Genomic DNA, 23,152 nt, shown 5'->3' on the forward strand with positions numbered 1-23,152 from the left:
TCACCCCTTTTTCCGTTGTCGGCGAACGGTAGGGGAAGGGGCCGGGCCGACAAATGAACTTGCTGTAATGTTAGCCTTCCAGGCCGCGCGCCCGCCGCTGCGCCTTCGTCGCCCGGCGCGCCCAAGCCCTGTCGATCTGCTCCTTCAGCGGGTCGTCATCGGCGGCCGCGAACCGCACCAGGACTGCCGGCCAGCCTTCGAAATGGGGCGTCTGGAAATAGGTCCCCGGCTCGGTCTCCATCAGAAATGCCACCGTGCCGTGGTCCAGCGCCAGGGCGAGGGCGTCGGGATCCTGATTGGCGTTGACGATCCAGTGGCCGCGCACCCGGATGCAGCGACCCCCGTGCAGGGTCGAATCCTCGGCCCCGGGCTGGGTCAGGGCGTAGGCGAACATCTCGTCCCGGGTCATGATGAGGGCCCCTTTCCGCGTCCCCGGGTCAGAGTGACCAGAGAACGGGATCGCGGGCAAAGAAAAAGGCCGGCGTTTCCACCGGCCTTTTCAGATCTGGTTGTCGTCGCCGATCAGGCGGCGGCTTGCTCGGCCAGCTTGGCCTTGACCTGGCGCTTGATGCGCTGGGCCGCGATCGACAGCTGCTCGTCCTTGGCCTTGACGATGAACGGGTCGAGACCGCCCTTGTAGTCGAGGGTGCGCAGGGCGGCGTTCGAGATACGCAGCGAGAAGGACTGACCGAGGGCCTCCGAGGCCACCTTGACCGTCTTCAGCGACGGCAGGAACCGACGCTTGGTCTTGATGTTCGAGTGGCTCACGCTGTGGCCGACCATGGGGCCGATACCGGTGAGTTCGCAGCGACGCGACATCTGACTATCCTTCGGAGCGGTCCGCAATACGAAGCGGACGCATGAAACAGGTGCGCGCGGGAGGTCATCCCGCGCGAGAGGGGGGCGTATAGAGGAGGAGTCGTCGTCCCGTCAAGACTCGGCCGCGCGACCGCGCCGTTCAGCCGCCGTTCAATTGGCGCCATATATCTCACCTACCCATGAGACCGATGTTCAGCTCCGGGACCGCCATGAAGTCTTCCGCCCTCGTCCGCGTCGTCGCCACCGCCGCGCCCGTCATCGCGGGCGCCCTGTTGCTCGCCGCCCCCGTCACCCCTCACGCCGCGATGAGGGCACAGGCCAGCGCGGACACGGTGCTGCCCGGCTATTGGGAATACACCACCAGCGCCGTCGGCGTGCGCGACACCGAAACCAAATGCGTCCGCCCGAGTGAGATCAACCGCTTCTTCGGCGGCCTCTCGACCCGGCGCTGGCAGTGCACCTATCCGGTGCGCCAGGTTGGCAATGGCAACGCCCGGTTCGAAGGGGTCTGCGAGGACCGCAAGGGCCGGCGCGTCAATATCCGCCTGAACGGGACCTATCTGTCCGAGAGCTTCAGCTTCCGCGGCGGAGCCCAGCTCGCGCGGGGCACGCCCTATCTGCCGGCCAGCATCACCGCCCGCCGCCTCGCGGCCCAATGCCCGGCCAACGCCGAGTATTTCTGAGGCGTTTGATCAGGATCATGGCGGGCAGGCCGGCTCCGGCGTTCACTACCGGAGGAGGCCGATATGAAAATCACAGCCATATGCGTCACGGGACTGCTGGCGTTCGCGGTGGCCGGGTGTGCGACGGATGACAACGGCGCGCCGCCCCCCGGTCCGGCCTACGCCTCCCCCGTCGGCTCGGCGTCGTTGGGCGGAAACCTGGTCCGGCAGAAGTGCGCCGGCTGTCACGCGGTCGAGTCAACCGGCGAAAGTCCGATGAAGGCGGCCCCGCCCTTCCGTGAGATGGGCCGGACCTACCCCGTGCGCGACCTGCAGGAGGCCCTGGCGGAGGGACTGGTGACGGCGCATCCCGCCATGCCGCAGATCGAGCTGGAGGCGAACGAGGTCGCCAACATCATCGTTTACCTCGAATCCGTCTCCGGCACGGGCGGCGGCGGCGCCAACTGAAAAAGGCCCGGGAGCGATCCCGGGCCTTTCTCGTCATTCAGCGATGCGTCGCGAATCAGGCCGCTTCGGCTTCCTCGGCCTCGGCTTCGGCGGCTTCGGCGGCGGCGATGACGGCCTTCTTGGCGCTCAGCGACTTGCCGAGCAGCTCGACGGCCGCCTCCTTGTCGATGCGGTTGGCGGCGGCGACCTCGCGGGCCATCCGGTCCAGCGCCGATTCATAGAGCTGACGCTCCGAATAGGACTGTTCCGGCTGGCTGTCGGCGCGGTGCAGGTCGCGAACAACCTCGGCGATCGAGATCAGGTCGCCCGAGTTGATCTTGGCTTCGTATTCCTGCGCGCGACGCGACCACATGGTGCGCTTGATGCGGGCGCGACCCTTCAGCGTGGTCAGGGCCTTGGTGACGACGTCGTCGGCGGCCAGCGAACGCAGGCCGGCGGTCTTGGCCTTCTTGGTCGGGACGCGCAGGGTCATCTTCTCATGGTCGAAGGTCACGACATAGACCTCGAGGGACATGCCCGCGACTTCCTGGGTCTCGACCGCCGCGACCTTGCCGACGCCGTGCGCCGGATAGACGACCGCGTCGCCAACCTTGAATTCCAGACCGGTCTTGTTCGTCATGTCATTCCTTTCACGGCGCGGAGATCGGGTGGGACGAAAACGAAATGACGACAGCACATCGTCCGGCGGCGGAGAGGCCGTCGGTTCGAACAGTGTCAGTCGTCAAAACGGAAACGGATCACCAAACCTCTGGCCGATCCCGCCTGCATGGGCGGGATTCTGTCGCAAACGCGGGCGGCGCGAAGAAATCGCAGACCGCCCGACCCAATGACAGTAACCTATCACAAATCTGCGGAATTTCAAAACGTCCACAGCGTCAGCGCACGGAAGGTTGTAAATCCTCTCCAGATCGCTCTCGGCGCGCGGTCCCGCGGGCCAATATGCGGTCAGGACCCCTTGCCGGGGTTGGGCGAGAAGTATTTCTCGAACTTGCCGGTCTCGCGCTCGAACGCTTCGGCGTCCGCGGGCGGCGTCCCCTTGACCGTGATGTTCGGCCAGGTCTTGGCGTATTCGGCGTTGACCATCAGCCATTTGCCGTCGGGCTCGTCCTCGGTGTCCGGCTTGATCGCGTCGACCGGGCATTCCGGTTCGCAGACGCCGCAGTCGATGCACTCGTCGGGCGCGATGACGAGGAAATTCTCGCCCTCATAGAAGCAGTCGACCGGACAGACCTCGACGCAGTCCATGAACTTACATTTCACGCAGGCGTCGGTGACGATGTAGGTCATGGAGCGAAGGAGCGATCACGGTTCCGGGGACGGGCTGCGCAGATGACCCCCAGGGCCGCGCCTGTCAACTCGGTGGGCGGACGTGACGCATCGAAGCGGTGGGGTTGTTACCCGCGTCCCACGCCTTATCTGTATCAAGTGCGATTGCAGATCGCCCCGCTTTCAGAGGAATTCTCCATGCGTCTCATGTCCAGAACCGTCATCGCCGCCGCGGCCGCCCTCACCCTGATGGCCGGCGGCGCGGTGGTCGCCCAGGCCGCCCTGACCCAGACCCCGTCCGAAGTCCGCGCCGGCGCCTATGCGCTGGATTCCAGCCACGGCAAGATCACCTGGTCGGTCGATCACCTCGGCTTCTCGACCTACTACGGCCAGTTCGTGAACGTCGAGGCGACGCTGAACCTCGACCCGGCCAACCCTTCGGCCTCGACCCTGACCGCCACCATCCCGCTGACCGACGTGGCGCCCAACTCCGACGGCCTCAAGGCCCACCTGCAGACGCCGGACTTCTTCGACACCGCCAACCATCCGACCGCGACCTTCGTCTCGCGTTCGGTGACGGTCGACGCCGAGGATCCGACCGAGGCCACCGTCGTCGGCGACCTGACCCTGCGCGGCGTCACCCGACCGGTGACCATGGAGGTCGAATTCAACCAGGCCGGCCCGGCGATGGGCGGCGGCTACAAGGTCGGCTTCGACGGCGAGGCGACCATCAAACGCTCGGAGTTCGGCGTCAATTTCGCCATCCCGGCCGTCTCCGATGAGGTCGAACTGCATATCGAGGGCGAGTTCGTCCTGCAGGAATAGTCTCAGCCGCCATCGACGAGCTGATACAGGGCGCGGGCCTCCGCCGGGGGTCCGCGCCGCTCGCCCATGGCTGTGACCGTCAGATCGATGACCCGGCCGCCCATGGCGAAGACCAGACCGTCGCCGACGTGGACGCAGCGGCTGGGCTTGTCCAGCCGCGCCTGCCGGCCCTGGTGGGTCAGCCGCACCGCGCCCCGCTCGACCATGGTCGCGGCCAAGGTCCGCGTCTTCGCGAACCGCGCCCGCCACAGCCAGACATCGATTCGGCAGGCCGCCTCGTTCACGCGGGCTTCCTGCGCCGGGGCCGTTTGCGGCGCGCCGGGCCGGGCGCCGGCGCGGTCAGGGCCGACAGGGCCGCGAACGGCGAGTCCTTCACCGGCCGAACCGCCTGCGTCGCCCGGTCCGGCTGCTGCGCCCGGGTCGATTTGAGGGCGACCGCCAGCGCCTTGGCCTGATCGAGGGTGAGGCCCAGTTCGGCAAGATCGGTCTCGACCAGCACGCCCCGGTTCCGGGCCCGCCGCTCGGCCAGCGATTCCAGCCACTCCACCCCGACGGCGAACCGTCCCACGGCGCGCAGGCCGAAGGCCGACAGCAGCCGCGCCGAAGGCGCGACCGGGGGCAGGGGCGTCAGGGCCGCGGCGCCGGGCCGGAACGGCTCTCCCGCCACGAAGGCCTGGGCTGCCGCCGCGGCTCGCCCCTTCAGCAGCGCGGGCAACCAAACCGAATGCGCGCCCATCCGCACGCCAAAGGTCTTCAGGGTGCGGCGCTCGACCTGGCTCAGGGCGGCGAGATCACGCTCGACCTCGCGCCGGTCGATCACCCCGCCCGCCTCCACCAGCCGGAAGGCGATGCCGCGCGGCAGGCCTTTCAGCGCACCGCTCTCGATCCCCGTTTTCAGCCGCCGCAGCGCCTTCAGCGCCCGCCCGGCCTCGGCCGCCAGCCAGGCTTCCAGTCGCCGCTGCGCCCGTTCCCGCGCCGCAGTGGGGCCCAGTTCGCCCAGCAGCCGCACCCGTGGTGTGAACCAGTCGCCGCCGACGACCTGACCCGCCTGCGCCCCGCGCCACAGCACCGCCCCGTCCGGCGTCACCGCGAAGGCCTCGTCGCCGTCCGCCGCCAGCCGGCCCAGCCGCCGGGCGATCTCCGGCGTCACCGCCTGTCGCGCCGCGTGGCGCAGCGCCCGGTCCTCCAGCGCGCTGCCGCCCTTGTCGATCTGGAAATCGACGCCGCTCAGCCGGCCGACGGCGTGGCCCTCGACCACCACCGCGCCTTCGGCGTCGACATCGGCGACCGCGTCCTCGCGCACATTCAGGGCCCGCATCAGGGCGGTGGTGCGCCGGTCGACGAAGCGGGCGGTCAGCCGCTCGTGCAGCACGTCGCTGAGCCGCTCCTCCAGCGTCTTCGTCCGGTCGCGCCAGCCCTGCGCCTGGTCCAGCCAGTCGGGGCGGTTGGCGATATAGCTCAGCGTCCGCACCCCGCTCAGCCGCGCCGACAGCTGGTCGATCTGGCCGTCGTCGCGATCCAGATCGGCGAAGCGCGGCGCGATCCAGTCGGCCGTCAGCCGGCCGCGTTTGCCGGTCAGGGCCTCGAATATCTCCTTCGCCAGCCGCGCATGCTCGTCCAGCGTCGTCTTCTGGAAGTCGGGCAGCTGGCAGGCCTCCCACAGCCGCATGATCGCCCCACGCGACCGGCCGACGCGGGCCACGCCTTCGTCCTTGATCAGCCGGCGCAGCAGCGTCTCGTCCAGCGCCGGTTGGGTCAGGTTCAGGCCGCGCACGCCCGGCGTCACCGTCAGCGAGCGCAGCAGGTCGGGCAGGGTGTCGAAATCCAGCCGGGCATGGCGCCACTCCGCCGCCTCGACCGGGTCGAAACGGTGCTCGACCACCTGTTCGACCAGATCCTGATCCAGCTCGGTCGCCTCGCCGGTCACCCCGAAGGTGCCGTCCCTCAGGTGCCGCCCGGCCCGACCGGCGATCTGGCCGATCTCGTGCGCGTGCAGCCAGCGCGTCCGCCGCCCGTCGAACTTCCTCAGGCCGGCGAAGGCGACGTGGTCGACCTCCATGTTCAGCCCCATGCCGATGGCGTCGGTGGCGACCAGAAAATCGACCTCGCCCGACTGGAACAGCTCGACCTGGGCGTTGCGGGTGCGGGGCGAGAGCGAGCCCATGACCACCGCCGCCCCGCCCCTCTGGCGCCGGATCAGTTCGGCGATAGCGTAGACCTGGTCGGTGCTGAAGGCGACGATGGCGCTGCGGGCGGGCAGGCGGGTCAGCTTCTTCGATCCCGCGTAGCTGAGGGTCGACAGCCGCTCGCGCTGGACGATCTCGACGTCGGGGATCAGCGACCGGATCAGCGGGGCCATGGTCCCGGCGCCGAGGAACATGGTCTCGAACCGGCCGCGCGCGTGCAGCAGCCGCTGGGTGAAGACATGGCCGCGCGCCGGGTCGGCGACCAGCTGGATCTCGTCGACGGCGAGGAATTCGACCGACCGCTCCATCGGCATGGCCTCGACGGTGCAGACGAAATAGACGGCGCGCGGCGGGACGATCTTCTCCTCGCCGGTGACCAGGGCCACCGCCGCCGCCCCGCGCCGCTTGACGATCCGGTCGTAGATTTCGCGCGCCAGCAGCCGCAGCGGCAGGCCGATCATGCCCGAGGCGTGACCCAGCATCCGCTCGACCGCCAGATGGGTCTTGCCGGTGTTGGTCGGCCCCAGAACCGCGACGACGCGCGAGGGGGCCTGTCCTGTGCCGCGGTCGCTCATGATGGAGAAAAGGTGGCGCTTCCGGCCCGGTTCCTCAAGCGTCGCCATGCGCTTTCAGCGAGGTGTGAACGGTGGCGGCTGTTTTCGCGGAACAGGGGCGAAACGAATCAGGACCGAATCGCCGACACGGCCTGATTCGGGATTTGTTCACCCCAAGATATTGTATCTTAACGGCTCTTAAGCACAAGTACGAACCGTAGCCGCGGCGGGCCCAGGCGGGACCGGCCGGGCGGCGCCCCGGAAAACGCATCTCGCCGCTTCCCCGCCGGGGCGTCAGCCGCTAGGTCAGCGCTGCGAGGCCCCGTAGCTCAGCCGGATAGAGCAAGGCTTTCCTAAAGCAGAGGTCGGGGGTTCGAGTCCCTCCGGGGTCGCCACTCTCCTTGTTAAGCCAAGTTAAGGCTGTCCTGAATCCAGGTGAAGGCTGTCGTGAACGGCTCAGCGTCAGCGTCGGGAATCGCGAGCGGGGGCGATGGTGCGGACAATGTCTTCGCGCGCCAACAGGGCTTGCTCCTTGCCGGCGACGCAGGTGATCTCCTCCGATTCAGCGGCGGCGAGGCCTGCGGCGGCGAGGGAAGCGATTTTTTTACCGCTGCTACGGGGTCTGGACGTCGACGGTCTCCGATACCGGGCTGATCGGTCGAGCTCCAGCCGCTCGAACGCGAGCGCCCTGAGACCCGAGCTTGACTGCGTTAGCGCCCGGCGGACTTCGCTTTGTCACGCCCCAGGGCCTCTGTAAGCCCACGCACGGCGTCGTTAAGAGCCTCAATATCCCGAACGGTCATCGCCGAGTTCTCGAGAAGCTTCTCGTTGAGACATCTCGACCTTGCCTCCATGTCGCGACCAACCGGCGTCAGGTCGATCAGGACCTGTCGCTCATCTTCCGGATTGCGCGTGCGGGTCACCAGACCCCCGGCCTCGAGCCTTTTCAGAAGAGGCGTCAGGGTGCTCGTCTCCAAAGACAACTGATCGGCGATCGCTCCTACCGGCTTGATGCCATTTTCCCACAACACGCTGAGGACGAGGTACTGCGGATAGGTCAGTTGCAGGTCGTCAAGCAGCGGCTTGTAAGCGCGGCCGATCGCCAGGGCGGCCGAGTAGACGGAGAAGCAGAGCTGTTTCTCCAACGGGCGGGATGGGGATTTCGTCACGACAGGCCTCCTGAAACCCATGTAGCCGCATACCGCTGTCGATAAAAGATCGCGCGATAATTATTTTGCTGGACAAGCTAAACGGCCTCCGGCAGAAAGGCATGGCGATAACAAATATCGCGATATGGAAACGGCGGCGACGCCTCACACAGGATATTCTGCGATGATCAAGACCATTTCCGCCGTCACCGCCGCCGTCGCCTTGGCGACCGGGACCGCGCCGGCCCCCGCCGAGCCCGCCGAGGCGGTGCGCAATATCGTTCTCGTCCACGGCGCTTTCGCCGACGGCTCCGGCTGGCGCGGCGTCTACGACGAGCTGACCTCGCGCGGCTATCGCGTCAGCATTGTTCAAAACCCGCTCACCTCCTTTGAAGACGACGTCGCCGCGACCCGCCGGGTGCTGGCCCGCCAGAACGGCCCCTCGATTTTGGTCGGACACTCATATGGCGGCTCGGTCATCACGGAGGCGGGTTCTGATGCCAGCGTGGCCGGTCTGGTCTACGTCGCCGCCTTTGCTCCGGAAATTGGCCAGTCGACGCTCGACCAATACGCCGAAATCCCGCCCCCGCCGAACTTCCAGCCTGACGTCCAAACCGATGGCTTCGCCTATCTGAATACGGACACCTTCATCGCCGGGTTCGCCGCCGACGCCGGCGACGACGCTGCCTTCCTTCGCGACTCGCAGGTTCCGATCGCGATGCGGGCTCTTGAAGCGAAGGTCACGACTGCGGCCTGGCGTTTGAAACCCAGCTGGTATGTCGTCGCGACCGAGGACGGGGCCATCGCACCAGAACTGTTGCGAAGCACGGCGCGCCGTATCGGCGCCGTCACGACCGAGGTCCGGGGCAGCCACGTTGTCTTCCTGACGCAGCCCAAGGCCGTTGCCGACGTGATCGAACAGGCTGCGAAGGGTGCCGCGACCGCTCCGGAAGTCGCGCAGTAGCCCGTTTTCCTTCCACGCCGGACACGAACGTCCCGGCTCAACTTTACGCCACGGGGTGGCGCAGGAGTAAGACCATGACAACCATCACCACGCGCGATCACGTCGAGATCTACTACAAGGACTGGGGGCCAAAGACGGGTCCGGTCGTCATCCTCAGCCACGGCTGGCCTCTAAGCTCCGACAGCTGGGAAAGCCAGGCTCTCGCCTTGGCCACCGAGGGCTTCCGCGTGATCACCCATGACCGGCGTGGGCACGGCCGTTCCAGCCAGCCGTGGGACGGCAACGACATGGATCACTATGCCGATGATCTGGCGCAGCTGATTGAGGCGCTTGATCTGCGCGACGTGTCGCTTTTTGGTTTCTCCACCGGCGGCGGAGAGATCGCGCGCTACGTCGGCCGCCATGGCACGTCCCGCGTGGCGCGCCTCGGCCTGATCTCCGCCGTGACTCCGATCATGCTGCAGACCCCCGCAAATCCCGGCGGGCTGCCCATAGCGGCGTTCGATGAGCTCCGGGCTGCCAGCCTGGCGGACAGGTCGAAGCTGTATCAGGACATCGCGTCCGGCCCCTTCTTTGGCTTCAACCGCCCCGGCGCGACCGCGTCCCAGGGCATGATCGACTCCTTCTGGCTGCAGGGCATGACGGGCGGCCACAAGAACACCTATGCTTCCATCAAGGCCTTCTCTGAGACCGATTTCACCGAGGACCTGAAGAAGTTCGATCGTCCGACCCTCATCGTGCACGGCGACGACGATCAGATTGTGCCGATCGACGCCGCCGGGCGAGCCGCCAAGAAGCTGGTCCCCCACGCCGAACTCAAGGTCTACGCCGGGGCGCCGCACGGCATCACCGACACCCACAAGAGTCAGCTCTCCGCTGACATCCTGGACTTCCTCAGAGCCTGACGTCTTCAGGGGTCGACTGGCGCCCCGCCCGGCGGTCACCAGTCGTCACGACTTTGAACCATAAATCGACCTGTTCAGCCGCCATATAGACCCCGGCGGTCCACCGGGCGCACGAAGCGCTCCAGACTGGAAAGAACCACCATGTACGAAATTCTCGGCATCGCCCTCGCAACCGCCCTCCTCGGTTCGGCGCCGCTTGTGGCGTCGGCCCAGCAGCAACCCGGCGTCACCCGGACCGACCTCCAGCGGCATGATCTGTCCGTGGCGGGTCATGAGACAGTGCAGGCCCGCATCGACATCGCGCCCGGTTCCACGGCGAACTGGCACCGCCACCCGGGCGAGGAGGTCATCTACGTCCTCGAGGGCACGCTGGAATATCAGCTTGAGGGGCGGAGTCCTGTCACGCTTCGAGCCGGTGAGGTTCTGTTCGTGCCGTCCAGCGTGGCGCACCGGGCGCGCAACCCGGGAGACGTCAACGGCGCCGAGCTGGCGACCTACATCGTCAGGAAACACGAGCCTCTCGTCGCGCCGGCCCCGGAAGTGACAGGGTCCTGGTAGGTTCCGGGCAGATGGCGGTTTCGCCCGGCTTGTAATGGCGGAACGATTGGCGAACCCTCGGGTGACTGCAGCAGTGGCGGGACTGAGGCGCACAGAGGCTGTCTGCTTCACGGATTGACGGTCAAGAGGGCCCCGGTCGCCGGATCCAGCTCCGACAGATGATGTCCCCCGTCAGGAGTCCTGTCTCAGCATCCCGCCGGCGGCCAGGATCCGGCGTGTCTTGTTTCAGGAAGGAATTGAAGGTCCGCGACTGGCGCAGGCGGCCATAAGTATGGCGCTGGCTTCCGCCCGACCATGCATCGCAGCCGTGTGACCACCACTGCCGGTTTTTGATGCCGGGCCCGGTTTCCTAAGCGAGATGGCGAAAGAGCAGCAACGGGGTGGCGCCGGTCAAGTAGCTTTGCGGGACGACGCCACGTGTCGGGAAAGCTCTCCGATCGTCACCTCGCCAAAGCGTTTCAGCAGGCGCTGTTCGGCATCGTCGAGCGCATCCTTGAGGGCGTGGTTTGCGGCCTGCTCGATCAGACATCGCGGGTCATCGTCGGCCAGGCCGATGGCGAACACGCGCGGGACGCCCAAGGCTTCATGAATGTCGCGCAGGGTCACCTCATCCAGACGTCGGGCCAGGGTCCAGCCGCCGCCATGGCCCTTCACCGAAGTCAGATAGCCGGCCGCCCGGAGGCCGGCCATGGTCCGGCGGACCACGACCGGATTGGTGTCCAACATCCTGCTGATGGTGTCTGAGGTCACGGGTCCGCCGATGTGATCCATGTGGATCAGGACATGCAGCATGCGGGACAGGCGGTTGTCTGTGGGCATGACCGCACCCTAGCGCACAAGACCGGACGTAACAAAGAGAGTTGCGTGAAAGGTGCGAGAGGTCTATGACTCGTAACATAACGAGTTGCGAGAGTGTTGCATGGATCGATATGACGCCATTGTGGTCGGCGGTAGCTTCGCCGGACTGTCTGCGGCGATTATGCTGGCACGCGCGCGGCGTCGGCTCCTGCTGATCGACGCCGGTCGGCCGCGCAACCGCTTCGCCGCGGCCTCACATGGCTTCCTGGGTCAGGACGGCGTGGCGCCGGCGGAGATCATGCGGGAGGGGCTGACCCAGCTCTCTCGCTATCCCACTGTCGACTTCGTCCATGCCGAGGCGCTGACGGCTGCGCTGGATGAGGAGGGCGCGTGGCTGACCCTGTCTGACGGCGCAGTAGTGCGGGCGCGCAAGTTGATCCTGGCGACCGGGGTGGCCGATCACCTGCCGCTGGAGTCCATGCGTCCGCGCTGGGGCGTGAGCGTCCTGCACTGTCCCTATTGCCATGGCTATGAAGTGCGGGACCGAAACCTGGCCGTGATCGCCAATGTCCCGGAGGCCGCGCACCAGGCGTTGCTTTTACCGGACTGGGGTCCGACGACCTTTTATACCCAAGGGGTGTTCGAACCCTCGCCGGAGGAGGCGGCGCAGCTGGCCCAACGCGGCGTGGAGATCGAACGCACGCCGGTGGTCGAACTCCTCGGGGAGGGGGCAGAGACGCGCAGCCTGAGGCTGGCTGACGGTCGGGAGGTCCCGGCCGGAGCGGTCTTCACCGCGCCCAAGACACGCATGGCCAGCCCGCTTGCAGAACAGCTCGAATGCGCCTTCGCAGACGGGATGACGGGGCCTTACATACAGGTCGACGAGACGCAGCAGACGAGCCTTGCCGGCGTCTTCGCGGCCGGCGACGCGGCCTCGCCGATGTACAACGCCACCTTCGCCTCTGCCGCCGGCGTCATGGCGGGTGTCGCCGCCCACCGGGCCCTGGTTCTTGAGGCGGCCGCGGCATGAACGGCTTCGATGATCCCGCGGCGGTCGCCCGCTACACAGACAATCCGCCCCGGCTCGTGCCGGGCTTCGCCGACCTGCAGAAGATGACGCGGCTCTTGCTGGCCGAGACGGCGTCAGCCGACGGTCGGATCCTGGTCGTCGGAGCGGGAGGCGGGCTGGAGCTCAAGGTCTTTGCAGAGGCCGAGCCCGACTGGCGCTTCGTGGGCGTCGATCCCTCCGCCGAAATGCTGAAGCTCGCACGGCGGACGCTGGGCGCTTTGGCGGAGCGCGTCGACTGGCACGAAGGCTATATCAGCTCGGCGCCGGAAGGACCCTTCGACGGCGCTTCATGTCTGCTGGTCCTGCACTTCGTGCGCGCCGAAGAGCGGGCCGCCATGCTTGCGGACATACGGCGTCGGCTCAAACCCGGGGCTGCTTTCGTGATGGCGCATCACAGCATGCCGGATGGGCCCGAGCGAAACCTCTGGTTGGACCGGCTTGAGGCTTTCGGCAACGCCAACGGTGTCTCGTTCGACACGACGAACGGCGGGGCGCGGGTGTTGGGGGAGCGGCTGCCGATGATGTCGCCTGAGGCGGATGCCGATCTGCTGCGCGTGGCCGGCTTCGTTGATCCACAGATGTTCTACGCCGCCCTGACTTACCGAGGGTGGATCGCGAGAGCCTGACGACAATGTCGCCTTCCCGGCACGAAGCCGATGTCCAATCCTGGCGCGAAGGGGTCCGCAGTCTGACTTTCTTCTCCTGGAGGTCGGGTCACGAACACTTCGTCAGGAGAGGCCGTAGTTCAGTTGCGCGATGACCTGCGCCAGATGCGGCGTCGCGGTCGCGGTCAAAAGCAGCTCCGCACCGGCGGCGGCGGCCTGCGGACCGAAGTCCCGGATCAGATGAGCCCTCATTGCATCGGAGATACAGGATTCATCCTGGACGAACTGGGGACGCGTCAGAAGCTCGGCGGTGAAGTCATCGTCCACGGCGACGTCGCCGGACAGGTCTCCGATCCGCTCAAGGACGATCGGATAGGCGGACGGATTGCGCATGGCGTTTCCAGCCGTGAGCAGAATGCCGTCCATCAGGATGATCTTCGGCATGGTGACGATATTGAAGATCATGAAGCACGGCAGGTGCCGGACGGTGTCGGTCGCGATGACAAACACCTGTCCCTCGATGGGAAGCAGGGTGCCGCGATAACGAACGTCAGGTCCGCCGACCTCGAAGTCGAGCAGGCCTGAAGGCCCGCGTCGAATGACGCCATGTTCGTGGAAAAAGCGGCCCGGCGCGATCACCGCCGGGTGAGTGGCCCGCCAGAAGCCCTCGTACGCTTCGCCCCGAAGCTCCGAGGAGTTGCGGACGGCTTCCAGGGTCTCCGCAGGAAGGTCGATACCGGCCTGCCTGGCGCGCCCGTCGTCGCGGTTGATCCCGAACAGCGCGCTGAACTGCGTCATATCCCGCTCCCAATCCAGCATGGTCAGGCCGGGCGCCTTCGTGGCGAGGAAGCGGGTCAGACGCTCGAGATTGTGGGGCGAGGGCTGGACGCTTCCAGACGCCCAGCGCCCGACCAGCGACTTGTCGACGCCGAGTTCCGCGGCCAGTCGCCCCCGGCTCATCGACAGGGCGTTCAGCGCGAAGCTCAGCCGATCTCCAAAACCTTGCGCCATTCCCACTCTCCTGCCTGGCGAGCGTGGTGCAGGCGCGCGTTGGATGCAACCCCGGTTGCATCCATGGGCGCGGCCGGCGACGGCCCATGCATCTCACGGGTTCGCGAGCGGCCGACTATCAGGCCGCCGACCGGTGGAGTCCCGCAGGACCGCCGGTGACCACCAATCAGGAACAGGACCAACCCCATGCGCCTTCAGGCCCCCATACCCGCCAGCAGCGGCCCGGCTTCCGCCACCCGCCTTCACCATCTGCGCCGGTCGGCGTCGGTTCTCGCGCTCGCGACCGGCCTGATCGGTCTTGAAGGTCTGATGAGTCCGGCGGCCGCCGACTGCATCCTGGCCAGTCCGGGTGTTTACCAGTGTTCCGGCGCCACGCAGAACAGCCAGATAATCAACGGCGACGATCTGACCGCCACGACGGTCCCGGGTTTCTCCGTCGACACCAGCGCCAACGGGAACGGCGTCTCGTTTTCCATGGTTGGAGCCGGCCAGCTCTCCTACATCGACCTGAACGCCTCCCCGCTGACGGGCGCGGCCGTCCAGTTCAAGATCAATGGCCCTTCCGCCCTCGACGCCGGGTCGCTCGTCGTCTTCTCTGATGGTGCGATCACAGCCCACGGAGGGCCCAATGGCGGCTCGGGCTTGCTGCTCGAGAACGAGGGCGGGGGTAATGCCACGGCCGTATGGACCGGCTCGATCATCAACACTGGCGGTGCAGGCGTCAGGGCGCAGGCCGAGACAACTTCGGGCAATCTCAGTCTCACGGTCGCGGACGTGTTCGGCCAGGGCGATGGTGTCATAATTGAGCATTTCGGCGGCGGCTCGCTGGCGTTCGTCGCTCAGGGCGCCATCACAGGGGACACGAACTCCGGCCTGCGCATCATCGGCGGGCCCGCCCCCGGCGCATTTGACGTCGAGGTGGGCGAGGTCACCGGCGGGGAATGGGGCGCGCGCATCGAGAACTACGGCACGAGTTCCACCCGTTTCGTCTTTTCGGGGACGGTCACCGGCCTGACGGAAGCCGGTATCTCGGTTCTGGCCGGTCCGACGACGACCGATATCGACGTTTCCGCCAATCAGGTGAACGGCCAGACCCACGGCATCCTTGTCCAAAATCTTGGGTCGGGGGCCACCAGCATCGTCGCCACCGGGACGGTCGCCGCGGCGACGCAGTTCGGCATCCGGGGCTTCAACCAGGTCACGGCGACCGACCTGTCGATTACCGCCGCCGATGTGTTCGCAGGCGAGGGCATCGTCGCCAGCAATGACGGTACAGGCTCAACGCAGATCGTTGCGACGGGGCCGGTGGTCGGTTTCCTCGGCTCCGGGGTTTACGTCAGCAACCAGTCGAACACCCATGATCTGCTGGTGGATGTCGGGGACGTCACCGGCGCGCAACACGGGGTCGACGCTTCCAATTTTGGCGACGGGTTCACCACCGTCCGGTCAAGCGGCCGCATCGTGACCCAGACCATGCACGGCGTTAATGTCAGGACCGGTACGGACTCGACCGGGGTCGTGATCGATGTGGCGGAAGTTCAGGCTGGAGGCGCCGGCGTCTTCGCGGAGAACCACGGCGTCGGGTCGACCGTGCTCACGGCCACGGGTCAGATCACCGCCGACCTCAGCGGCGCCGTCTATGTGCTCAACGACGTCTCGACGACCGGCATCCTGATCGACGTCGCCGGCGTGCAGGGCGGCACGCACGCGACGTCGAGGGGAATCCTCGCGCGGAACGAGGGTTCGGGCCAAACCTTTATTCGCGCCAGTGGGCCCGCGTCAGGCACGCTCGCGGGGATCGAGGTGACCGACGGCGTCGCCACCACGGACCTGACGATCCAGGCCACCGACGTCGCGGGGGACATCACCGGCGTTGCGGTCAGTCACTTCGGCTCGGGCCACACGGTGGTGCAGTTGACCGGAACGGTGACCGGCGATGGGGGCCGCGGCATCGACATCGCCACCGGAACCGGATCGCAGGGCGTCGTCGTCGAGGCTGTCGACGTCTTCGGCGCCTTCACCGGCATTCAGGTGGCGCATGAGGGGTCGGCCGGGGTCTCCGTGACCGCCACGGGCGTCGTCGCCGCGGGCGAGCTCGCCGGCATCGAGGTGGAGGGCGGCGACGGGACGACGGACATCGCGGTCCAGGCGGCCACCGTCCTTGGCGGCGAGATCGGCATCCGCACCGACAACGACGGGACGGGCTCAACCTTCGTGGGGGCCACCGGCCCGGTCACGGGTTCGATCGTGGGCGTCTCGGCGGTCAACCAGGCCGGCAGCGGCGGTATGACGCTTGAGCTGAGCGACGTGACCGGCGGGACCGGGGTCGGCGCCGTGAACTTTGGCGCCGGCCTGACCGAAGTCCGGTCTGACGGCCTCGTCACCGGCGCGGCCGCGAACGGCGTCAATGTCCGGACCGGGACTGCATCCACCGGCGCCATCGTCGAGGTGGTGGATGTCCGCGCTGAACAGGACGGGATCGTCATCGACAATCAGGGGTTCGGCGCCAGCGTCATTGCGGCGACGGGAGACATTTCCGCCACGGCCGGCAGCGGCATCATGGTCATCAACGGGCTGGGGACGACCGAGATCCAGATCGACGTGACCGGCGTCGCCGGCGGCGACCGCGGCATATGGGCGACCAGCCAGGGCGACGGCGGCGTCTATGTCAACGCCGCCGGACCGGTGACGGGGACGGATTTCGGCATCCTTGCCGGGATCGGCGCCAATGGCGCCAATGTGTTTGTCAACGCCGCCGATGTGCTCAGCGCGGGCAACGGTATCATCGCCGAGAATGAGGGCGACGGCTTCACCTTCATCACGTCCACGGGAACAGTCGTCGGGAGCCAAGAGACGGCCATCCGGGCTTCGGCCGGCGTCGACACCTTCAATGTCGTCATCGACGCGAACAACGCCTCGGGCGGCCTGAGCGGCATCTCGGCCGTCAGCTTCGGCCTCGGCCCGGTCGAGATCACGACGCGTGGCGTGGTCGAAGGCGGTGTCCAGGGCATCGAGGCCTACTCGGAAAACCGGGAAGTCACCATCGTCAACGAAGGGACCGTCAGGAACGCTTCGGGATTGGCCCCCGATCGGGCGATCAGCGCTGTCGGAGAGTCCGTTGGCATTTACAACAACAATCTGCTCGTCGGGGAGGTCGCCGTGCTCGCGGACGCCAGTCTCCTGCTGAACACCGGCGCCTGGCAGACGGCGGGCGGGACCAGCACCTTCGCCGGAGGGGACGACTCTTTCTTCAACCAGGCCGGAGCCGTCGTTCTGGCGGGCATGTCCGCCGGCGGGGCTGAGACGACCAACTGGTCGGGGCTGGAGTTGTTCATGAATTTCGGCCGCCTGCAGATGATGGACGGTGGCGCGGGCGATACGCTGGACACCTCCGCCGACGTCGTTTTCGGGGACGCATCGGAACTGACCGTCGACATCGGCGCGGCCGGCATGGTGGATCGCTTCCGCACCACGGGAGCCGTCGAGATCGTGGAAGGCAGCGCGCTGACCGTCAACATGGCCCAGTTGCCGGTCCTCAACGGTCAGCACGTCGTCGTCGAGGCCGCCGGCGGCGTGACCGGCGAGTTCGTCTTCGAGGACCAGATGCTGACGGCCTTCGCCGGCCTGCGGGATGGCTATACGGCGACGACCGCCTTCGTCGAGTTCGCGCAGCTCCGCGATCTTGTCGATGCGGCGATCACCCCCAACCAGACGGAGACCGCCGCAGCCGCGGACAGCCTGCCCGACGGGAATGCGCTCAAGGACGCACTCATCCTGCTGCCGGACGACGCGACAGCCATCGACGCCTTCGACCAGCTATCGGGCGAGATCCATCCCTCGGCGCGGACCGCCGCCGTTGAGGCGAGCCGCATGCCGCGGGACGCCGTGCTCGACCGGCTTGGGGAAAAGACCCGAGGCTCTTCGGCATGGGCCCGCGTCTACGGAAGCACAGGTCAGAGCGACGGCGACTATAACGCCGCCCGCATGGATCGTGATCTCCAGGGCTTCGTGGTCGGCGCCGATCACGCCGTGGGCGACGCCCTCACGATCGGCTTTGCCGCCAGCACGTCGAAGACGGACATCGACATCGACCGTCGCAACAGCGAGGGCACGGTGGAGACGGTCGAGGGTCTGGCCTATGTCGGCGCCCGCTTCGGCGACTGGCGTGTGGCCGGCGGCGTCGGCTATGCGGAGACGTCCATGGAGACGCGACGCGAGATCGCCTTCCCGGGCGTCGCGGCCGCGGCCACGGCGGATTACGACGGCTCCCTGCTGCAGGGGTTCGTCGAGGCGGGTTACCGCTTCGCCGCCAGCGGCGGTCATGCCGAGCCGTTCGCCAACCTGACCGCGATCCAGGTCCGCACCGAGGCCTTCGGCGAACAGGGCGGGGGCGCGGCCGGGCTCGCGGGCGAAGAGGCCCGCGACGACGCCCTCGTCTCCACCCTGGGACTGCGGTTCCAGACCAATCCGACGGGAGCGCTGTCTCTGGGCGGCTCGGCCGGCTGGCGGCACGCATGGGGCGACGTCGATCCGGCGGGCCGACATGCGTTCGCCGGCGGCGCGCCCTTCACGGTGCTGGGCGCCGCCCGGTCCGATGACGCGGCATTCGCCCGCGTCGAGGCCCGGTGGCGCCTGTCGCCCGCCATGTCGATCGGCCTCGCCTACGACGGGACCCTCGGGACCGGCGGCGAGGATCACGCCATCACCGGAGGCTTCAAGGTCGTCTTCTGACGACCGGACCTTCGGGCGGCCAGGTCCGTTCCTGAACCTGGCCGGCTCCCCGGACGGCGAAAGCCGTCCGGGGAGTTTGATCAGGACCATCACCCATTTGGCAGCGTCGTCAGCGTTCGCGCCCATGAACGTCGGTTCTCCGCCGCCAGGTCGGGCCCGTCTATTCAAAACGGCATTCGGCCCGAGGGGCCAGGGCGAGGCATGCCGTCTGGAAGCCGGCGCTGTCCGGACGCCGTCCATCGCCGATCCATTGTTCCAGAGCCGCCAGGCCGGTCAGGTATCCTCCGTCGGCCAGCTTGCTGTGCTGGTCCTCGTCCGTCGCCGCCTGCGCCAGCAGATGGGACCGTCCCGCGGCCCGCACGATCGCGGCGTAGATGGCCTCGGAGCGGTAGCTGACGGTCGGGTCGTGCCGGGCGTGCACGGTCAGGGTCGGCAGCACGATCAGGCCGGACAGGTCGGAATCATACGCCAGCTGCGCCACGGCGTCGGGATCGGCCGTGAACCGCTCCACCCCGGCGTTCAGGGCCTCGTCGTCGGACGAGCCGCGGTAGACAGTGGTGCTGTTGTCGAACGGATTTCGGCCGCCGAGACGGACCTGGACCAGATCCTGGAACAGGAAGGTCGCCCACGACAGGTGGCTGACCAGCTGCTCTTCCTTCACGCCGGTGACGGCGAGGATGTCCTGCAGCCGCCGCGCCTCGGCCGGGGTCCGGTCGCGGGCCGCCTTGTCGATCCCGGTGCAGGCCTCGACCCGCTGGCGCAGCTCGGCCCGGGTCATCTCCACGCCCGCCGGCAGCCCCTGCCAGACCGGATAGGCCGGCTCGTCCGGACCCGGATGGTTGCGGCAGTAGAACTGGTAGACCGCCCTCAGGCCGGCGCGGAATTGATAGGCGCGCGTGCCGCCGGAGACGACGCCATTGGTGATCAGCACCCCGTCGTAATTGCGCCCGCCTTCCATATCCAGGGCGTACAGTTCGGAGGCCTTGGCCGCGACATTGCCACCCCACGACTGGCCATGCAGGATCGTGCGCTCCGGCCGGCCGAACCGGCGCCAGAAGATCTCGCGGCTGTTGTCGGCATCCTCGGCCGCCATGCGCACGCCATAGCCGCCGCGCCGATAGGTCGAGCCGATCCAGGCATAGCCCTGGCGCACCATGACAGAGAACCGGTCCAGGTCCTCGAGCGGATCGGCCGCCTCCGGGGTGCCCATGCGCGGGCCGCCATGGGCGTGGACGATCAGCCGGCGGTTCCAGTCGGCCGGCATGGCGATGACGTACCAGGCCCCGTTGGCGTCGCGGCCGGACAGGCAGCTGACGCCCGCGCCCACCGTCTCGGGGCAGTGGACCGGCGTGGTGCCGGCCGCCGGATCATCCGCCCGCGCAGGATCGGCTCCCGTCAGCAGCAGGGCGGCGATCAGGGCGAGCGGACGGATCATGGGGCTTCCCTTCGAAGCGGCGGCGCGGACGCAAGACCCGCGCCGCCGTGGTCTCAGAACGACTTGGCGATATTGACGTACCACGACCGGCCGTAGGGCCGTTGAACCGAGCCGAGGTAGCCGTTCTCGGCCAGCGACGGTCCCTCGTCGGTCAGGTCGCGGACGCCGATCCGCAGGGTCGCGCCGGAGGCCGGGCCGAGGTTCTCGAACTCGTACTGGCCGTACAGATTGGCGACCATCTGGCTGCCCACCACCCAGGGCTGGCCGGTGTCGCTCAGCAGGCCGGTCTGCTCGACCTCGCTGACATACTGGGTCGACAGGCCCGCGCGCCACGGACCGCTGCGCCAGATGAAGGTGGTCGACACCTTCCACTCCGGCCGGCCGTTCTGCGCAATGAGCTGGCTGGAGTCGGGCAGCGGCGTCAGCGGATCGATCACCCCGGCCTCGCGCGCGGCGTAAAGGGTGTCGATGATGTCGCCCGGCTCACGCGAGAACTCCAGCAGCTGCGAGGCGTTGGCGCGGAAGATGAAGGTGCCCCATTCAGTGCCGCGTTTGGCCCACGAGAAGCCGTAGTCCATCCCCTCTGCGGTCTGCGGCAGCAGGTTGATGAACCGGTCGTTGACCGAGACCACCTCGCCGACCGGCGCCAGGCCGGAGCCGTCGAACAGCAGCACGTCGTCGGCGTCCGGCGCGTCGCGCACCACATTCGGATTGGACCCGCCCTCGATGCGGTTCAGATAGTCGAGGGCCAAGGCCGCCTGGGCCCCCAGCAGGCCGACGATCTGCTCCTGCTCGATCTTCCAGCGGTCGATGGTGAGGGTGAAATCGCCCCAGCCCTCGGGCGTGAACCGCGGTTGGAACACCACCCCGTAGGACTGGTTGGTGCTCTCCTCGGGCTCCAGATCGGGGTTGCCCGCCACCAGCAGGGAGGCGCTGGCGCTCTGCCCGCACTGGGCCATCGAGGCGATCGTGCCGGCCCGCAGGGCGGGCTCGCAGCGATAGTAGTCGGTGCCGCCGGCGAGGCGGGCGTACTGGGTGGCGTTGACCTGCTCCAGATTGGGGGCGCGGAAGCCTTCCGAATAGGAGCCGCGCAGCCGCAGGCCGTCGATCACGTCCCACGCCACCGCAACCTTCGGCTTGGCCACCGAGCCGAAGTCGGAATACTCCTCGAACCGCCCGGCCAGCTGCATGTCGAGGCTGTAGACCAGCGGGATGTTCATTTCCGGCGAGACCAGCGGAACCGCGAACTCGACGAAGGCCCCGGCGACGGTGCGGTGACCGCGGGTGTCGGGATTGGGGCTGACCGCCGAGACGTTGGACAGATTGGTCTGGCCGCTGACCGCGTCGGTGAAGGTGTAAGTGCCGTCGACATTCTCGTCGCGGTCGTCGAGCTGGGTCTCGCGTCGGAACTCGGCCCCGAAGGCCACGCCCACCGGCCCGCCCGGAAGCTGGAACAGGTCGTTGCGCGACATCTTGAAGTCGGCCTGGGTCAGGGTGGTGCGCGAGAAGCGGCGCATCTCGAAGACGATGGCGTCGATGGCCGCCTGGGACGAGGGCGAGCAGTCGCCATAGCTGGTCGTGTCGACGCAGCCACCGCCGAACGGATTGTAGGCGTCCGGCGTCGACAGGCCGAGTTGCTGCTGCAGCGCCGTCATATTGATGTTGGGCGAAATATCCTCGGCCTCGGCGACCGAATAGAGCAGCGCCGACTCCCAGTCATAGCCGCGCCACTCGCCGCGCAGTCCGCCGAGGAAGCGCGACTGGAAATTCTTGACCGTCACCTCCTGGAAGCCGGTGTCGACGTAGCGATAGTTCTCCAGCAGGATCGGCAGGCCGGCGGCCGGCACATTGGTCAGGTTCGGCAGGCGGTTGGGATTGGCCGAGCCGTCCGCGAAGGTCACCGGGCCGAACGGGTTGAAGTAGTTGCTCGCCGGAATCCAGATGTCGTTCAGATTGACCACCGGCGGCTGGATCGCCCGGCTCTCGGCTCCATAGAAGCCGATCTCGCCGAAGGCCGTGATCGTCGAGGTCAGGTCATAGTGGCCGGTCAGGAAGACGTTGGTCCGTTCGAGCGCCGAGCGCACCGTGGTGCCGTGTCGGGTGTCGTACCTCAGCTCGCGGATGTCGCCATTGTACGAGCCGTTGCCCTGCACGAGGCAGACGCCGTTGTTGAAGTCGACGCCGGCGCAGCCGATGCTTTCCGGCTGGTAGTGGAAGGCGCCCGCGGCCGTCGCGACGATCACGCCGTTTGAGCGCGGCCGCAGCGCCGTCGTGCTGCCCGGCGTGCTCAGCCGCGCCCAGGGGGTGTGCGAGGACCGGCCATCCGGAACGGTCGAGGTCTCATAGCCCAGCTGGTTGGCGAAGAAGGGCCGCAGGTCGTCGCTGAAGGTGAAGTCCTGGTCCTCGGTCATCAGCGCCGTGCGGTCGCTGTAGTTGGCGAACAGGGACAGGTTGCCGCGATCGAAATCCTTGCCGGCGAAGATATTGGCCTCGAACTCGCGCAGGCTCGTGCCCTCGGCGCCGCCGTATTCGGCCTCCATGGTCAGGCCGTCGAAATCGTCCCGCAGCACGGTGTTGACCACCCCGGCCACCGCGTCGGCGCCGTAGATGGCGGCCGCGCCGTCCAGCAGCACCTCCAGCCGTTCCAGACCCGAGACCGGGATGGCGTTGGAATTGTAGCTCAGCACCGGCACCGTGCCGGTGTCCGACGTGCCTTGGCTGGTCGGGTGCTGGACCAGCCGCCGGCCGTTCAGCAGCACCAGGGTGTTGCCCACGCCGAGCGAGCGCAGATTGACCGAATTGACGTCGCCGCGGGCCGAGTTGCTGGTCTGCGGGCCGTTGGACGCCTCGAACAGCACATCGCCCATCTGCGGGATCGAGCGCATCAGGTCGTCGCCAGAGGCGGCGCCGATGGCGTCGATCTGTTCCTGGTCAAACACCACCACGGGCAGGGCGGCGGTGGTGCTGGCGCCGCGGATCTGCGAGCCGACGACGACGATGTCCTCGACCGCGGCGGCCTCCTGCGCCGGGTCGGCGGGCGGCGTCTGCGGCGTCGTCGACTGGGCTGAAGCCAGGCCGGCGGACGCCAGCAGGGCCAGGGCGCCGGCGCCCCCCAGAAGCGCGATGCGGTGAACGGTCCTCATGATCT

At 67.6% G+C, this 23,152-nt stretch carries 20 protein-coding genes and 1 tRNA gene; 10 read left to right on the forward strand and 11 right to left on the reverse strand.

Going from position 1 to position 23,152, the window contains the following annotated elements; all coding sequences use genetic code 11:
- Positions 1 to 70 precede the first annotated feature (70 nt).
- Together ACK4JY_RS10095 and rpmB are read right to left on the reverse strand one after the other, a co-directional pair.
- On the reverse strand, positions 71 to 409 hold the full coding sequence (locus tag ACK4JY_RS10095) for an MmcQ/YjbR family DNA-binding protein (protein WP_409605257.1): 339 nt from the start codon (positions 407 to 409) through the stop codon (positions 71 to 73).
- 113 nt (positions 410 to 522) lie between these two features.
- Entirely contained in the window at positions 523 to 819 is a 297-nt protein-coding gene (gene rpmB / locus ACK4JY_RS10100; protein WP_409605259.1) for a 50S ribosomal protein L28, read from the reverse strand.
- A 209-nt stretch (positions 820 to 1,028) separates the two neighbouring features.
- Between rpmB and ACK4JY_RS10105 the strand changes: the two genes are divergently transcribed.
- Entirely contained in the window at positions 1,029 to 1,502 is a 474-nt protein-coding gene (locus ACK4JY_RS10105) for a DUF3617 domain-containing protein (RefSeq protein ID WP_409605261.1), read from the forward strand.
- 63 nt (positions 1,503 to 1,565) lie between these two features.
- Positions 1,566 to 1,949 carry a c-type cytochrome gene (locus tag ACK4JY_RS10110; RefSeq protein WP_409605263.1) on the forward strand — a complete coding sequence of 128 codons (384 nt, stop codon included), beginning with the start codon at positions 1,566 to 1,568 and terminating at the stop codon, positions 1,947 to 1,949.
- Positions 1,950 to 2,004: 55 nt separating this feature from the next.
- Here ACK4JY_RS10110 and ACK4JY_RS10115 read toward each other — a convergent pair whose 3' ends face one another.
- On the reverse strand, positions 2,005 to 2,568 hold the full coding sequence (locus ACK4JY_RS10115) for a CarD family transcriptional regulator (RefSeq protein ID WP_409605265.1): 564 nt from the start codon (positions 2,566 to 2,568) through the stop codon (positions 2,005 to 2,007).
- 326 nt (positions 2,569 to 2,894) lie between these two features.
- Positions 2,895 to 3,236 carry a ferredoxin FdxA gene (gene fdxA / locus ACK4JY_RS10120; protein ID WP_409605267.1) on the reverse strand — a complete coding sequence of 114 codons (342 nt, stop codon included), beginning with the start codon at positions 3,234 to 3,236 and terminating at the stop codon, positions 2,895 to 2,897.
- 177 nt (positions 3,237 to 3,413) lie between these two features.
- On the opposite strand from fdxA, the gene ACK4JY_RS10125 reads away from it, so the two are divergent.
- Entirely contained in the window at positions 3,414 to 4,040 is a 627-nt protein-coding gene (locus ACK4JY_RS10125; protein ID WP_409605269.1) for a YceI family protein, read from the forward strand.
- 2 nt (positions 4,041 to 4,042) lie between these two features.
- Here the strand turns inward: ACK4JY_RS10125 and ACK4JY_RS10130 are convergent, their stop codons facing one another.
- Positions 4,043 to 4,324, reverse strand: coding sequence for an RNA-binding S4 domain-containing protein (locus ACK4JY_RS10130; RefSeq protein WP_409605271.1), 282 nt, complete (start codon positions 4,322 to 4,324; stop codon positions 4,043 to 4,045).
- Positions 4,321 to 6,801 carry a helicase-related protein gene (locus ACK4JY_RS10135; protein WP_409605273.1) on the reverse strand — a complete coding sequence of 827 codons (2,481 nt, stop codon included), beginning with the start codon at positions 6,799 to 6,801 and terminating at the stop codon, positions 4,321 to 4,323. Before ACK4JY_RS10135 ends, ACK4JY_RS10130 begins: the two co-directional genes overlap by 4 nt.
- Before the next feature lie 297 nt (positions 6,802 to 7,098).
- On the opposite strand from ACK4JY_RS10135, the gene ACK4JY_RS10140 reads away from it, so the two are divergent.
- Positions 7,099 to 7,175: transfer RNA gene (locus ACK4JY_RS10140), tRNA-Arg, on the forward strand.
- A 315-nt stretch (positions 7,176 to 7,490) separates the two neighbouring features.
- Here the strand turns inward: ACK4JY_RS10140 and ACK4JY_RS10145 are convergent.
- A complete protein-coding gene (locus tag ACK4JY_RS10145) occupies positions 7,491 to 7,949 on the reverse strand; it encodes a MarR family winged helix-turn-helix transcriptional regulator (RefSeq protein ID WP_409605275.1) in 459 nt (152 codons plus the stop codon).
- A gap of 163 nt (positions 7,950 to 8,112) precedes the next feature.
- Here ACK4JY_RS10145 and ACK4JY_RS10150 point away from each other — a divergent pair, with 163 nt between their 5' ends.
- The 3 genes from ACK4JY_RS10150 to ACK4JY_RS10160 all read left to right on the forward strand — a co-directional run bounded on the left by ACK4JY_RS10150 (position 8,113) and on the right by ACK4JY_RS10160 (position 10,355).
- Positions 8,113 to 8,892 (forward strand): alpha/beta fold hydrolase, encoded by a 780-nt coding sequence (locus tag ACK4JY_RS10150; RefSeq protein WP_409605277.1) that lies wholly within the window; start codon positions 8,113 to 8,115, stop codon positions 8,890 to 8,892.
- Positions 8,893 to 8,966: 74 nt separating this feature from the next.
- The gene (locus tag ACK4JY_RS10155; protein WP_409605279.1) at positions 8,967 to 9,797 is read left to right on the forward strand and encodes an alpha/beta fold hydrolase; all 831 of its coding nucleotides are present in this window, start codon (positions 8,967 to 8,969) and stop codon (positions 9,795 to 9,797) included.
- 141 nt (positions 9,798 to 9,938) lie between these two features.
- Positions 9,939 to 10,355 carry a cupin domain-containing protein gene (locus tag ACK4JY_RS10160; RefSeq protein ID WP_409605281.1) on the forward strand — a complete coding sequence of 139 codons (417 nt, stop codon included), beginning with the start codon at positions 9,939 to 9,941 and terminating at the stop codon, positions 10,353 to 10,355.
- A 390-nt stretch (positions 10,356 to 10,745) separates the two neighbouring features.
- Here the strand turns inward: ACK4JY_RS10160 and ACK4JY_RS10165 are convergent, their stop codons facing one another.
- On the reverse strand, positions 10,746 to 11,174 hold the full coding sequence (locus ACK4JY_RS10165) for an Rrf2 family transcriptional regulator (RefSeq protein WP_409605283.1): 429 nt from the start codon (positions 11,172 to 11,174) through the stop codon (positions 10,746 to 10,748).
- 100 nt (positions 11,175 to 11,274) lie between these two features.
- On the opposite strand from ACK4JY_RS10165, the gene ACK4JY_RS10170 reads away from it, so the two are divergent.
- Together ACK4JY_RS10170 and ACK4JY_RS10175 are read left to right on the forward strand one after the other, a co-directional pair.
- The gene (locus ACK4JY_RS10170; protein WP_409605285.1) at positions 11,275 to 12,183 is read left to right on the forward strand and encodes an NAD(P)/FAD-dependent oxidoreductase; all 909 of its coding nucleotides are present in this window, start codon (positions 11,275 to 11,277) and stop codon (positions 12,181 to 12,183) included.
- Positions 12,180 to 12,848: a class I SAM-dependent methyltransferase gene (locus ACK4JY_RS10175; protein ID WP_409605287.1), complete on the forward strand. Its 669-nt coding sequence runs from the start codon at positions 12,180 to 12,182 to the stop codon at positions 12,846 to 12,848. The genes ACK4JY_RS10170 and ACK4JY_RS10175 overlap by 4 nt, the downstream gene beginning before the upstream one ends.
- Before the next feature lie 102 nt (positions 12,849 to 12,950).
- On the opposite strand, the gene ACK4JY_RS10180 is transcribed toward ACK4JY_RS10175, so the two are convergent.
- Entirely contained in the window at positions 12,951 to 13,787 is an 837-nt protein-coding gene (locus ACK4JY_RS10180; RefSeq protein WP_409605289.1) for a multiprotein-bridging factor 1 family protein, read from the reverse strand.
- A 237-nt stretch (positions 13,788 to 14,024) separates the two neighbouring features.
- Between ACK4JY_RS10180 and ACK4JY_RS10185 the strand changes: the two genes are divergently transcribed.
- A complete protein-coding gene (locus tag ACK4JY_RS10185) occupies positions 14,025 to 18,569 on the forward strand; it encodes an autotransporter domain-containing protein (RefSeq protein ID WP_409605291.1) in 4,545 nt (1,514 codons plus the stop codon).
- 160 nt (positions 18,570 to 18,729) lie between these two features.
- Here ACK4JY_RS10185 and ACK4JY_RS10190 read toward each other — a convergent pair whose 3' ends face one another.
- Both ACK4JY_RS10190 and ACK4JY_RS10195 read right to left on the reverse strand, forming a co-directional pair.
- Positions 18,730 to 20,004 carry a hypothetical protein gene (locus ACK4JY_RS10190; RefSeq protein ID WP_409605293.1) on the reverse strand — a complete coding sequence of 425 codons (1,275 nt, stop codon included), beginning with the start codon at positions 20,002 to 20,004 and terminating at the stop codon, positions 18,730 to 18,732.
- Between the two features lie 53 nt (positions 20,005 to 20,057).
- A complete protein-coding gene (locus ACK4JY_RS10195) occupies positions 20,058 to 23,147 on the reverse strand; it encodes a TonB-dependent receptor domain-containing protein (RefSeq protein ID WP_409605295.1) in 3,090 nt (1,029 codons plus the stop codon).
- Positions 23,148 to 23,152: the final 5 nt, after the last annotated feature.

It is taken from the genome of Brevundimonas sp. (assembly GCF_046295595.1).
In the GTDB taxonomy this organism is placed as follows: Bacteria; Pseudomonadota; Alphaproteobacteria; order Caulobacterales; family Caulobacteraceae; genus Brevundimonas.